Source organism: Allonocardiopsis opalescens (genome assembly GCF_003002095.1).
GTDB classification, from domain to species: Bacteria; Actinomycetota; Actinomycetes; order Streptosporangiales; family Streptosporangiaceae; genus Allonocardiopsis; species Allonocardiopsis opalescens.
This window is the reverse complement of sequence record NZ_PVZC01000008.1, coordinates 95,551-108,341: the sequence shown is the minus strand read 5'-3', so window position 1 is coordinate 108,341 and position 12,791 is coordinate 95,551. Positions and strand designations below refer to the sequence as shown.

Annotated in this window: 7 protein-coding genes; 2 read left to right on the top strand and 5 right to left on the bottom strand. The window is 75.4% G+C overall.

All coding sequences use genetic code 11. The features are described from left to right. Positions 1–5: 5 nt before the first annotated feature. From CLV72_RS24270 to CLV72_RS24260, 3 genes are read right to left on the bottom strand one after another with little or no spacing between them, the layout of a single operon-like run. Positions 6–911, bottom strand: coding sequence for a carbohydrate ABC transporter permease (locus CLV72_RS24270; RefSeq protein WP_106250719.1), 906 nt, complete (start codon positions 909–911; stop codon positions 6–8). Continuing rightward, a complete protein-coding gene (locus tag CLV72_RS24265; protein WP_106250716.1) occupies positions 908–1,948 on the bottom strand; it encodes an ABC transporter permease in 1,041 nt (346 codons plus the stop codon). The genes CLV72_RS24270 and CLV72_RS24265 overlap by 4 nt, the downstream gene beginning before the upstream one ends. Further along, positions 1,941–3,638 carry an extracellular solute-binding protein gene (locus CLV72_RS24260; protein ID WP_245930413.1) on the bottom strand — a complete coding sequence of 566 codons (1,698 nt, stop codon included), beginning with the start codon at positions 3,636–3,638 and terminating at the stop codon, positions 1,941–1,943. Before CLV72_RS24260 ends, CLV72_RS24265 begins: the two co-directional genes overlap by 8 nt. Positions 3,639–3,991: 353 nt before the next feature. Here CLV72_RS24260 and CLV72_RS24255 point away from each other — a divergent pair, with 353 nt between their 5' ends. Both CLV72_RS24255 and CLV72_RS24250 read left to right on the top strand, forming a co-directional pair. After that, entirely contained in the window at positions 3,992–5,230 is a 1,239-nt protein-coding gene (locus CLV72_RS24255) for an ROK family protein (RefSeq protein ID WP_106250714.1), read from the top strand. Positions 5,231–5,640: 410 nt separating this feature from the next. Beyond that, positions 5,641–8,469, top strand: a complete 2,829-nt coding sequence (locus CLV72_RS24250) for a glycoside hydrolase family 3 protein (RefSeq protein WP_106250712.1) — start codon at positions 5,641–5,643, stop codon at positions 8,467–8,469. A gap of 81 nt (positions 8,470–8,550) precedes the next feature. Here the strand turns inward: CLV72_RS24250 and CLV72_RS24245 are convergent, their stop codons facing one another. Both CLV72_RS24245 and CLV72_RS24240 read right to left on the bottom strand, forming a co-directional pair. Further along, positions 8,551–9,468, bottom strand: coding sequence for a poly(ethylene terephthalate) hydrolase family protein (locus CLV72_RS24245; protein ID WP_106250710.1), 918 nt, complete (start codon positions 9,466–9,468; stop codon positions 8,551–8,553). A gap of 446 nt (positions 9,469–9,914) precedes the next feature. Next, positions 9,915–12,680, bottom strand: coding sequence for a helix-turn-helix transcriptional regulator (locus tag CLV72_RS24240; protein ID WP_106250708.1), 2,766 nt, complete (start codon positions 12,678–12,680; stop codon positions 9,915–9,917). Positions 12,681–12,791: the final 111 nt, after the last annotated feature.

Below are 12,791 nucleotides of genomic sequence, written 5' to 3'. Positions count from 1 at the left end.
CCGCCTCAGCCCTTCACCGCCCCAATCACCACGCCCTTGGTGAAGTGCCGCTGCACCAGCGGGTACACCAGCACCACCGGGACCAGCGCCACCACCACGATCGCCATCTGGATGGCCAGGTTCGGCGGCAGCGCGCTGGTCTGGGAGGGGTCGGCCAGCGAGCCCACGCTGAGCGTCTGGCCCTGCTGCACGTACTGGCGCAGGATCAGCTGGAGCGGCCACATCGTGTTGTCGTTGAGGTAGAGGATCGCGTTGAAGAAGGCGTTCCAGTAGCCCACGGCGTAGAACAGGCCGACGACCGCGGTCACCCCCTTGGACATCGGCAGCACGATGCGGGTGAGGATCTGCCAGTCGTTGGCGCCGTCGATGCGGGCGCTGTCGGACACCTCGCCCGGGATGCCCATGAAGAAGGCGCGCATCACCACCAGGTTGAAGGCGTTGATCGCGGTGGGCAGGATCAGCGACCAGTAGCTGTCGATGAGCCCGAGCGAGCTGACCAGCAGGTAGCTGGGGATGATGCCCGGGCCGAACAGGAAGGTCAGCAGGATCAGGAACAGCAGCGGCCGGTGCAGCAGCGAACCGGGCCGCGACAGCCCGTAGGCGGCCAGGATCGTCACCGCCAGGCTCAGCGCGGTGCCGGTGAGGGTGACGCCGAGGCTGACCAGCACGGAGCGGGTGACCACCCCGCCGGCGAACAGTTCCTGGTAGGCGGCGAAGGAGATGCCGTCGGGCACCGTCACCAGGCCGCCCGCCCGGTTCACCGCCTCGGCGGGCGACAGGCTGGTCAGCACGACGACGTAGAGCGGGACCGTGACCACCGCGACGATGGCGGTGAGCACGAGGCCCTTGGCGGCCAGGCCCACCGGGGTGGGCGGCTCCTGCCAGGCGGGGCGCTTGGATGCGGTAGTCATGATCGTCGGTAGATTCCCTGTTCGCCGAGGCGGTGGGCCACCTTGTTGGCCACCAGGATGAGGACCAGCCCGACCACGCCCTTGACCAGGCCGGCCGCGGCCCCGTAGCTCCACTCGCCGGTCACGAGCGTGCGCCAGTACACGAAGGTGTCCAGCACTTCGGCGACCTCGCGGCCGACCGCGTCGCGCTGCAGGAAGAACTGCTCGAAGCCGACGTTGAGCGCGTCGCCCAGCCGCAGGATCAGCAGCAGGACGATGACGGGGCGCAGGCCCGGCAGGGTGATGTGCCAGATCCGGCGCCAGCGCCCGGCCCCGTCGACGGCCGCCGCCTCGTAGAGGTTGGGGTTGATGGCGGCCAGCGCGGCCAGGAAGATGATCGTCCCCCAGCCCGCGTCCTTCCAGATCATCTGGCCGGTGACCAGCAGCAGGAAGGCGTCGGGGTTGGTCATCAGGTCCACGCCCTCGTAGCCGTTCTGGCGCAGGGTCTGCGAGATCAGGCCGGCGCCGCCGAGGATCTGCTGGAACAGGGTGATGACCAGCACCCACGAGAAGAAGTGCGGCAGGTAGACGACGCTCTGCACGAACAGCCGCAGCCGGGGCGACATCACGCTGTCGAGCAGGATGGCCAGCAGGATCGGCACCGGGAAGAAGAAGAGCAGCTGGAAGCCGGTGATGGCGAGCGTGTTGCGCACCGCCTGCCAGAAGGACACGTCGGTGAAGAGCCAGTAAAAGTTGTCGAAGCCGATGAACGGGCTGCCCAGGAAGCCGTCGAAGGGCGAGTAGTCCTGGAACGCGATCACGTTGCCCAGCGTCGGCACGTAGTGGAACACGGCCAGCAGCCCGATCGCGGGCACCGTCATCAGCAGCAGCTGCCAGTCGCGGGCCAGCCGCGCCCGCAGCGGCGGCCGCGGGGCCGCGCCGTCGCGCCGCGCCCGGCGGCGGTCGCGCCGCGACGGAGGGGGGCGGCGCGGGCCGCGCCCGCCGGGCGGCGCGCCGTCGGCGCGCACGGCCGGCGGGGCGGCGACGCGCTCAGTCACGGCCGTTCTCCTGCAGCACGCCGTGGTAGAACTCGCGCGCCTCCTCGCCGCCGTCGCGGCGCCACTCGTCCACCACCTGCGTGATGTCGGAGACCGGGCGGCGGCCGCGGATGATGTCGGTGATCTTGTCCTCGGTCGGCTGCTCGATGGCGGAGTAGGCGGACGGGCGCTGGATCCTGATGCCCTCGAAGGGGTCGGCCGCGCGGTACTGGGCGGCGTCGTTGTACCAGGAGGTATAGGACTCCACATAGCCGGGGTACTCGCTCTCGGCGATGACGTTGTTGCGTCCGCTGAGGAACAGGTAGCCGTCGGAGTACTCGCGCTGGCCCAGCTCGGTGCGCTGCGGGGCGCCGTTGCCGTCCAGCTCGTAGTGCTCGCCCTCCACGCCGTAGCGGTACATCATGTACTCGCGGGTGCCGAAGGGCGCGGTGCAGTAGTTGATCAGGCCGAGCACCTCGCGGATCTGGTCGGGCTCCATGCCGCGGCGCAGCAGGACGCACTGGCCCGAGGGGTCGTTGGGATGCAGCGACGGCGTGCCGCCGTCGTGGGCGAAGGCGGGCAGCAGGTTCATCCGGAAGTCCGGGTTCTGCGCCAGCACGCCCCGGTACGCCTCGGTCCAGCCGCCGAAGCCGTCCTGGTAGACGAGGATCTCGCCGGAGTTGAACAGCTCCTTGACGCCCGCGCCGCGGCTGCTGATCACGTCGGGGTGGATCAGGTCGGCGTCGTACACCTCCCGCATGAACTCCACCGCGGCGGCCAGCTCCTCGGTCTCGTAGCGGTGGATCAGCTCGCCGTTCTCGTAGCGCCAGTCGCGCGGGGTGCGGAAGACCTGGCGCACCGTGCGCCACATGTCGCCAAAGGCCCAGCGGTTGTTGTCGGGGTCGTTGATCTCGCGGCCCAGCTCCATCAGCTCGGCCGCGTTCGCCGGCATCGGCCAGCCGTTGGCCTCGAAGACGTCCTGCCGGTAGAACATCCACTCGTTGTAGGGGTCGGAGGGCCACGGCACGCCCTGCAGCCGCTGGTTGAAGATGCCCCACCGCCACGCCGGGGTGGGCAGCGAGGCCAGCATCGGGTACGGCGCCACCTCGTCGCCGGCCAGGTACGGCGTCAGGTCCTCGAACAGCTCGCCGGCGGCCTCGGCGAAGTTCGGGATCAGGTTGATGGCCCAGTCGGGGACCATCGTGATGTCGGAGACCTCGCGGGAGGCGATCAGCACGTTCAGCCGGTCGGTGATGGTGTTGCCGTCCTGGAAGCTGAACTCGACGGTGGCGCCCAGCCGGCCGTTGACCGCGTCGTAGAAGGAGTTGTCGCCCAGCCCCGGCGGGATCGGCGCCCACAGCGGCGCCATGAAGCGGTAGTGGCCGCCCCGGCCCGGGGTTTCGGCCACGGCCTGGACCAATTCGGTGGGGTAGGAGGTGAATCCGCTGGGCGCGCCGTGCTGTCCGGGGATGTCCGGCGGCAGCGCCTCGTAGGGGGTGTAGGTGGGGCAGAGCGCGTCGAGGCTGTCGACCGCCGCCGCCGAGGCGCCGCCGGAGCCGGGGCGCGGACCGCTCGGCGCGCACGCCGAGAGCAGGCCGCCGGAGGCGGCCGCCGCGGCGCCGAAGCCGAGCACGCCGAGGAAGCGGCGGCGGGTCGCCCAGGGCTTGGTGGAGGTTGACGGCGCGCGGTGGCGCGGAGGCATGGCGGACATGGCGGATTCTTCCTCGGGCAGGGCGCGCCGGACCGGGGCCCGGCGGCGGCTTGGGCGGAGGGTGGGCGTGCGTCGGGAGGGCCCGGCGGGGAGCGGGTCCGCGCGGGCCCCGGAGGGCGGCGTCTTGGGAGCGGAGGGGTCGGGGGAGCCGGTGCACCGGCCGGGAAATATGGCTTCGTCCAGATGGAGGTGCGCGCTAGAATTAGTTCGTTGAGTAGCCCAACAAATTACTCGACGGTGACCTGGCACACAAGACGTCGGCCGGGTGGCGATCCGCCCGGGGCCGGGGCGCGCCGCCGGCCGCCGGAGCCGAGACGGCGGGACCCCGCCGGGCGAAGGGAAGTCGACCGAACGTGATCACGACGCCCAGCGATCCGCGCCGCGCGGAGCTCGCGCACGTCCGGGCGACCAACCGCGCCGTGGTGCTGCGCTGCGTGCGCGAGCAGGCGCCCTGCTCGCGCGCCGACATCGCCGCCGCGACCGGGCTGAACAAGACCACCGTGTCCAGCCTCGTCTCCGAGCTGCTCGAACGGCGGCTGCTGCGCGAGATCGGCATGACCGGCAACCGCGTCGGCCGCCCCGCCATGATGCTCACCCTCGACGGCGCCTCCTACGCCGCGATCGGCATCGAGGTGAACGTCGACCACCTCACCGCCGTCGCCGTCGACCTCGCCGGGCAGCCGGTGCTGTCGTGGCGGCGGTCGTTCCCCGGCGCCACCGAGCGCGGCCCCCGGTCGGTCACCGCGGTGGCCGCGCTGGCGCGGCGGGTGATCGCGCGCACCGAGCGCGACGGGCGGCAGGTGCTCGGGCTCTCCGTCGCCGTCCCCGGCCTGGTCGACCCGCACGGCAGGGTCAGTGACGCGCCCGGCCTGGGCTGGCGGGACGTCGACGTGGTCGGGGACCTCACCCGCGCGCTGCGCGAGCCCGGCTTCCTGGTCGACGTGGGCAATGACGCGAACCTGGCCGCCCTGGCCGAGCACCGCTTCGGCCCGCACGCCGGGGTCAGCGACCTGGTCTACCTCACCGGCGAGGCCGGGCTGGGTGCCGGCATGATCGTGGACGGGCGGCTGCGGCGCGGCAGCGCGGGCTACGGCGGCGAGGCCGCCCACATCCAGATCGACCCGGCGGGACCGCTGTGCCGCTGCGGGCGGCGGGGCTGCCTGGAGGCGCTGGCCGGGATCGGCGCGGTCGTGCGGCGGGCGTCGGCCAACGGCGACGAGCCCGACGCCCGCGACGGCACGGTGCCCTTCTCCGACCTGGAGCCTGAGGTGGACGAGGTGGTGGCCCGCGCCCGGGCCGGCGACCGGCAGGTGCTGGCCGCGCTGGAGGCGGCCGGCCGCGACCTCGGCGCGGGCGTGGCCGTGCTGGTCAACCTGCTCAATCCGCGCACCGTCGTGCTCGGCGGCCACTACGCGGCGCTCGCGCCCTGGCTGCTGCCCGCCGTCGACAAGGAGCTCCAGGAGCGCGCCGCCGTGCCGGGCGGCGGGGGCTGCCAGGTGGTCGCGTCCACCCTCCAGCGCGACGCCGCCGCGCTGGGCGGCGCGGCCCGCGTCCTGGAGGCGGTGGACGCGGGGCGGCTGCCCTTCGACTGAGCGGGCGTCCGGACACTCCGGCGCCTGTCCCGCCCCCGAACGGCCGCCCGGCCGGCCGGTCCGGTGCCGTCCGTCCCGTCGCCCCGCCCCCGGAATCCCTTCCCCCGCCCGCCCTGGGGGGCACCCCTTGGCACCAGTCTTCCGGTTTCGCGGGCGGTTCGGGAGGCGCTACCGGTGGGTTGTGGACAGGCCGGGCCCGGCCGCGGGTCTGTGGACGGCCGCTTTGACATCCGGCCGCACGGCGGGTCCGGGCGACCGGCCACGACACAAACTCCGCCGCCGCTATTGACCGCCGGGCGTCGGCTGGGCAGTCTCGTGAGGGGCGGTGTCGAAGCGCTTCGATGATCAGCCGCACCCGGTCGTGCCGGTCCCCCCGCCGGCGCGGCGCGCCCGACAGACGGGATGGACCGATGACCGAACCCGTGACCGGCACCTACCGCGACCCCGAACTCCCCGTGGCCGACCGCGTCGAGGACCTGCTCCGGCGGCTGACCCCCGACGAGCGGATCGGCCTGCTGCATCAGCACCAGGCGCCGGTCGAGCGGCTCGGCCTGGGCGCCTTCCGCACCGGCACCGAGGCGCTGCACGGACTGGCCTGGCTCGGCCCCGCCACCGTGTTCCCGCAGGCGGTCGGGCTGGGCAGCACCTGGGACCCCGCGCTGGTACGCGCGGTCGGCGCCGCAACGGCCGAGGAGGTGCTCGCCTACCACCGCAAGGACCCCGCCGCCGCGGGCCGCAACGTGTGGGCGCCGGTGGTCAACCCGCTGCGCGACCCCCGGTGGGGCCGAAACGAGGAGGGCTACGCCGAGGACCCCTGGCTCACCGGGCTGCTCGGCGCCGCCTACGCACGCGGGCTGGCCGGCCCGGGCCCGCGGCTGCGCACCGCGCCGACCCTCAAGCACTTCCTGGCCTACAACAACGAGACCGACCGCTGCACCACCTCCAGCAACCTGCCGCCGAGGGTGCTGCACGAGTACGAGCTGCCCGCCTTCCTGCCCGCGCTGCGCGCGGGCGCGGCGGTCGCGGTGATGCCCTCCTACAACCTGGTCAACGGCCGCCCTGCGCACCTGAGCCCGCTCATCGCCGAAGTGCTGCGCGCCGCCGCCCCCGACGACATCCTGGTGGTCAGCGACGCCTTCGCCCCGGGCAACCTCACCGCCCTCCAGGGCTTCCACCCCGACCCGCCCACCGCCTACGCGCACGCGATCAAGGCCGGCCTGGACAGCTTCACCCAGGACGCCGACCGACCCGAGGCTACCCTCGGCCACATCCGCGAGGCGCTGCGCCGCGGCCTGCTCGCGCCCGGCGACATCGACGCCGCCGCCCGGCACGCGCTCTCGATCCGGTTCCGGCTGGGCGAGTTCGACCCCGAGGACGCCGACGGCTCCCGAGCGCAGGACGGCGACGTCGTGAACAGCCCCGCGCACCAGGCCCTGGCCAGGACCGCGGCCACCCGCTCCATCGTGCTGCTCAAGAACGACGGCCTGCTGCCGCTGGCCCGCCCCCGCCGCGTCGCGGTCATCGGCCAGCTCGGCGACGCGCTGATGGAGGACTGGTACAGCGGCACCCTGCCCTACTCCGTCACCGCACGCGACGGCATCGCCGCCCGGGTCGAGACCGTCTTCCACGAGGGCGTCGACCGCGTCGTGCTGCGCACCGGCTCGGGCCGGGTCACCGCCGACGCCGACCCGGCCGGCGGCCCGCTGCGGGTCGTGGCGGGCGCCGACCGCGACTCCTGCGCCTTCGACGTCTTCGACTGGGGCGGCGGCGCCAAGGCGCTGCGCGCGGCGGCCAACGGCCGCTACCTCTCGGCCGGCGAGGACGGCGTGCTGGTCAACGACCAGCCGGGCCCGGCCGGCTGGGAGGTGCGCCAGACCTTCCGCTTCCAGGAGCGCCCCGGCGGCGCCGTCGTGCTGCGGCACATCGCCACCGGCCAGTACGTCACCGCCGCCCCCGGCGGCACCCTCGTGCTCACCGGCGACGCCGACGCCGCCGCGGTGCTCACCGTGGAGACCCTGACCGACGGCGCCAGGGCGGCGGCGGCGCTCGCCGCGACCGCCGAGGTCGCCGTGGTGGTCGCCGGCGACCACCCGCTCGTCAACGGCAGGGAGACCGAGGACCGCGCCGACCTGGACCTCCCCGCCGCCCAGGAGCGCGTGCTGCGGGCGGTGCACGCGGCGAACCCGAAGACCGTGCTGGTGCTCAGCAGCGGCTACCCCTTCTCGGCCACCTGGGCCGACGAGACGCTGCCCGCCGTGGTGTGGTCGGCGCACGGCGGCCAGGAGTACGGCAACGCGCTCGCCGACGTGCTCTTCGGCGACGCCGAGCCGGCCGGGCGGCTCACCCAGACCTGGTACCGCTCCGCCGCCGAACTGCCCGACCTGTTCGACTACGACATCATCGCCAGCGACGCCACCTACCTGTACTACCGGGGCAACCCGCTCTACCCCTTCGGCCACGGCCTGAGCTACACCGACTTCGACTACAGCGGGCTCCAGGTCGCCGTGGTCGGCGGGCGGGTGCTGGCCCGCGCCGTCGTCACCAACACCGGCGACCGGCCCGGCTCGGAGGTGGTGCAGTGCTACACCCAGCAGCGCCGCTCCCGCGTCAAGCAGCCGCTGCGCCAGCTGCGCGGCTTCGCCCGGGTCGAGCTGGCGCCCGGCGAGAGCCGCACCGTCACGATCGCCTTCGACCTGGCCGACCTCGCCGTCTGGGACGTCACCAGGAACCGCTTCGTGGTCGAGGACGCCCCGCGCAAGATCCAGCTCGGCCGCTCCGCCAAGGACATCCGGCTGCGCGCCCCCCTCGACGTACCCGGCGAGACCATCCCGCCGCGCTCGATCGGCGCCGGCCCTTGGAGCGCCGCCGACCACGACGACTACCACGGCGTCACGCCCTGCCCGGCCGCGCCCGAGCGCGGCGAGGCGGTCCGCTCGGCGGAGGCCGACTCCTGGATCGCCTTCCGCGACGTCGCCTTCCCACCCGCCGGATCGGGCCCGGCCGCCGTCCGCGTGTCGGCCAACGCCGCCTCGGGCGGCACCCTCAGCCTGCGCCTGGACGACCCCCTGGACGGCCCGCTGGTCGGCGCCCTCGCCCTGCCGCCCGAGCCGGACCGCTTCGCCTTCGCGGAGTACGGCTGCCCGCTGGGGGAGGCCGCGACCGGGCGCCGCGACCTGTTCGTGGTCTTCGACCAGCCCGGTGTGGCCGTGGCGATCCTGGAGGCGGTCCCGTCCGGCTGAGCGCCCGCCCCGGGCGCCCGCGCACGCCGCAGGCCGCCCGGCCCTCCGCAGGGGGAGGGCCGGGCGGCCTGCGGGCCGGGCTCAGCCGCTGTGCGGGCAGCTGTCGCGGTAGTCGGAGAAGTCGCTGAACAGCCCGGTGTCCGGCGGCGGGCACAGGAACTGCTCGTAGCGGGTGTCGTTGTCGACGAAGCGCTTCAGCCAGCTGATCGTGTAGCGGGCGATATTGGTGTCGGCGCTGTTGGGGACGAAGTGGCTCGCGTCCGCCAGCTCCATGTAGGCCCGGTCCAGCGAGCCCGGCAGGCTCTCGTAGAACGGGATGGCGTGCGAGCCGACGGAGGCGACGGTGTCGTCCTCCGCGCCGATGATCAGGGTCGGCACGCTCACGTCCGACCAGTCCTCGCTGATGTGCCAGGGGGTCATCGGGATGGCGGCCTGCAGCTCGGGGCGCTCCTCCGCGGCCGACAGCGAGCCGCCGCCGCCCATCGAGTGCCCCATCACGGCCAGCCGGTCCGGGTCGATCCGGTTGCGCACCGAGCTGTCCTCGACCAGGTAGTCCAGCGCGTTGAGCAGCTGGTCGCCCCGGCTGCCGGGCTGGTCGAAGCGGGAGTCGGTGTCGATCAGGAACACCACGAAGCCCTGCGAGGCAAGCCGCGGCCCGAACCAGGAGTAGGAGGTCGAGCTGGCGGTGTAGCCGGGGGCCAGCGCGACCGCGCCGAAGGTGCCCTCGGCGGTGCTGGTCGGGTAGTGGATCGTGCCGCCGCCGAAGCCCGCCACCAGGGACGACACCGAGGTGCTCGCCGTGGCGAAGGGGCCGCGCACGGCCTCGACACTGGACTCGGTGGGGTTCGGCCCGCGCTCGTAGGGGTTCTCGTCGGCCTGCGCCGGACCGGCGGCGGCCAGTCCGGCGGCGACGAGCGCCAGCGTGAGCAGCAGCCGGCCGGCCCGGCGGGTGCGGCGGGGGGAGGGCGGCGCGGCGGAGGTGCGCAGAGGTGATCGCATGGAAGGCGTACTCCTGTCGGAAGGTGGCGCACCGGCCGCGCCCGGGGGAACGGACGGCGCGGACCGGAGCACCGGCGGGGGAGTGAGCGGAGGCGGGAACCGGTGGGTCCGCGTGCGCCATGGGGGACGGTGCGTCGCGGGGCTGTTCGGGCAGCCGCTCTGTTTCCGTTGCTGGCAACTATCGAGTCGATTCGCCGGCCGCGCATCCGTAGGACCACCAGTCTTGATGAACGGCCTGCTCAGCGGCTACGGAGGCGTGTGGGACCGCTCCCGTGGAGGGCGGCGGCGGGCGCACGGACCGGACGCCCGGCCGCCGTCGCCCTGCCGAACGGGAGGTCGGGACGGCCATCGCCGCCACCGCCTCACGCGCGGGCCGGTGCGAGGCGGGAACGGCGAATGTGCCGATCCGGAAAGAAACGCGGAATCGCCGCCGCGGGTCGGCGGAATCAGTGGAACAGGCGGGCCAGCTCCACCCGCGACCTGATGTTGAGCTTCCGGAAGACGGCCCGCAGGTGGTACTCGACCGTGCGCGGGCTGAGGAACATGTGCGCGGCCACCTCGCGGTTGGTGGCGCCGCGGGCCACCAGCAGCGCGATCTGGCGCTGCTGCGGGGTGAGCCCGTCGGCGGCGGGCCGCTCGGCCCGGTGGTCCAGATCGCCGATGGCGCGCAGCTCGGCGCGCGCCTGCGCCAGCCACAGCCGGGCGCCGGAGCGTTCGAATGCCGCCACCGCGTCGCGCAGGTGCTCGCGGGCCCGCGCCGGCAGCCGGCTGCGGCGCAGCGCCGCCCCGTACAGCAGCCGGGTCCTGGCCTCCTCCACGCCGTCGTGCCCGCTGCTGCGGTGCAGCCGCAGCGCCTCCTCGAACAGCTCCTCCGCCTCGGCGCCGGCCGCCAGCAGGGCGCGCCCGCGTGCGGCCAGCGCCCGCGCGGCCGTGCTGCCGGTGGCGTCGGCCCAGCGCAGGTAGCCGTCGAGCGCGGCCCGGGCGCGGGCGGTCTCGCCGGTGCGCACCGCCGCCTCCACGAAGTAGGGCCCGGTCAGCAGCCGCATGGTGGCGTGGCCGTGGCCGGGGCCCGCGCGCACCAGGGCGCGCAGCCGGAAGAAGCTCGCGGCCGCGTCGCCCGCGGCGAGGTCGAGCAGCGCCATCGCCCACGAGCCCAGCGCCGCGGGCAGCCCCAGGCTGTGCTCGCGCGCCTGCTCGGCGGCGGCCCTGGCCAGGGCGCGGCAGCCCTCGGCGTCGCCCTGGACCGCGGCGGTCAGCGCCAGCCAGGCCAGGTGGTGCGTGGCGCAGGTGGGCTGCCCGGTCTCGCTCGCCAGCCGCAGGCCGAGCCGGCTGCTCTCCACGGCCGAGGGGAAGCGGCCGGTCCAGAACTCCGCCCAGACCAGGAACTCCAGCGCCTGGGGGACCGCCGCGGCCGCCTCGCGGCGCCGGGCCACCGCCACCGCCCGGCGGGCCAGGGCGTGGGCGCGCGGGGCGTCGCCGAGCCGCAGCGCGGCGATGCAGGCCCAGATCAGCTCGGGCGGGTCCTCCACCTCCTCGGCCAGGGCGAGCACCCGCCGCAGCGGGCCGACGGAGGCGGGGTAGTCGCCGCGCGAGGAGGCGGCGTAGCCGGCCAGGTAGGCGCAGCCCAGCCGGAGCGCGGGGTCGTCGTCGGGGCGGGCCAGCGGCGCCAGCAGCCTGGCCGCGGTGTCCTGGCGGTCCGCGTCGCCGGCGTAGGAGGCGGCGTCGGCCGCGCGCAGCAGCGCCCGGACGGCCAGCGGCCTGTCGTGGTCGACCAGCAGCGCGGCCGCGGCCAGCAGCGCGTCCGCGGCGTCCAGCGCGTTCCCGGCCCGCAGCGCGGCGTGGCCGTGCAGCAGCTCGACCACCCCCGCGGCCCGCCCGGCGGGGGCCAGGGCGCGCGCCCGGGCCAGCAGCTCCTCGGCCCGGTCGGTGAGTCCGGCCAGCCAGGCGTCGTGCGAGGCGGTGGCCAGCCGGCAGGCCCGCCGCTGCGGGTGCGGGGTCAGGCCCGCGGCCCGCTCCAGCGCCTTGGACGCGGCCGCGTGGCCCTCGGTCCTGCGGACCGCCGCCGCGACGGCCGCCAGCTCCGCCGCCAGCGCGCGGTCGGGGCCGCGCGCTCCGGCGGCGCGGTGCCGGACGTACCTGGCGGGGTGCTGGGCGGCGTCCACCACCCCGGCCAGCGCCCGGTGCGCCGCCCGGCGCCGGGCGGCCGAGGCGTCCTGGTAGACGGCGGTGCGCAGCAGCGGTTCGCGGAAGCGCAGCCGGTCGCCGTCGATGCGGACCAGGCCGGCCTCCTCGGCCGGTTCGAAGGCGCTCACCGAGACGGCCGGCGGCCCGGCGGCCCGCACCAGCGCGTCCACCCCGGCGCGGGGGTCGGCCGCCGCCAGCAGCAGCAGGTCGCGGGTGAGCGCCGGCAGCGCGCGCACCGGCGCGGCGTGGGCCTCGCGCAGGCCGTCGTCCAGCCGCGGCGGCTCGGGCAGCGGCGCCGCGCCCGACAGCCGCTCGGGGCCGAGCGACGCGGCGAAGCCGCGCGCCGCGAGCGGGTTGCCGCAGGCGGCGCGGACCAGCCGGTCGGCCACCCGGGGCGCCACCGGTCCCGGCGCGGCGTCGGCCAGCAGCTCGCGCACGGCGTCGTCGGTGAGCGGGGGCAGCCGCAGCGCGGCGACCCCGGGCACCACCGGTTCGGGCCGGCCGTCGCGGGCGGTGAACAGCATCGCCACCGGCAGGCCCGCGGTCCTGCGGGCGGCGAAGGCCAGCACGTCGAGCGAGCGCCCGTCCAGCAGGTGCGCGTCGTCCACGGCGCACAGCAGCGGGCGCGCCGCGCCGAGCAGGCCGAGCAGGTCCAGGAAGCCGGCGCACAGCAGGAAGCGGTCGCTCTCGGCCACCCGGCCCGTCTCCAGCGCCCGGCGCAGCACCGCGGCCTGCGCCGCGCCGAGGCCGGCCAGGCTGTCGCGCACCGGGCGCAGCAGCCGCTGCAGGCCGGCGAAGGCCAGTCCGGACTCGGGCGCGACCCCGCAGGCCCGCAGCACCAGCAGCGGGCCGGCCGCCGCGCAGGCGTCGTCGAGCAGCGCGGACCGGCCCAGCCCAGGGCCGCCGGTCAGCAGCAGGGCCGCACCGCGTCCGGCCTCCGCCTCGGCGAGCAGGGCCGCGAGCGCGCGCTGCTCGCCGGCCCGGCCCCGCAGGCGGACGGCCGGGGCGGCGGTGCGGCTGTGAAGCACGACAGTATGTTACCGGCGGGTTACGAAATGCGGCAGGCGTGCGCGCGGAAACCGGTGGTTCGACGGATGCGCGCGGTGACGGGACCGGTACGGCGGACCAGGACACGGAAA

Coding starts and splice junctions, on each gene's coding strand:
- CLV72_RS24250 (WP_106250712.1), top strand. CDS start 5,641: ATGACCGAACCCGTGACCGGCACCTACCGCGACCCCGAACTCCCCGTG.
- CLV72_RS24245 (WP_106250710.1), bottom strand. CDS start 9,468: ATGCGATCACCTCTGCGCACCTCCGCCGCGCCGCCCTCCCCCCGCCGC.
- CLV72_RS24260 (WP_245930413.1), bottom strand. CDS start 3,638: ATGTCCGCCATGCCTCCGCGCCACCGCGCGCCGTCAACCTCCACCAAG.
- CLV72_RS24270 (WP_106250719.1), bottom strand. CDS start 911: ATGACTACCGCATCCAAGCGCCCCGCCTGGCAGGAGCCGCCCACCCCG.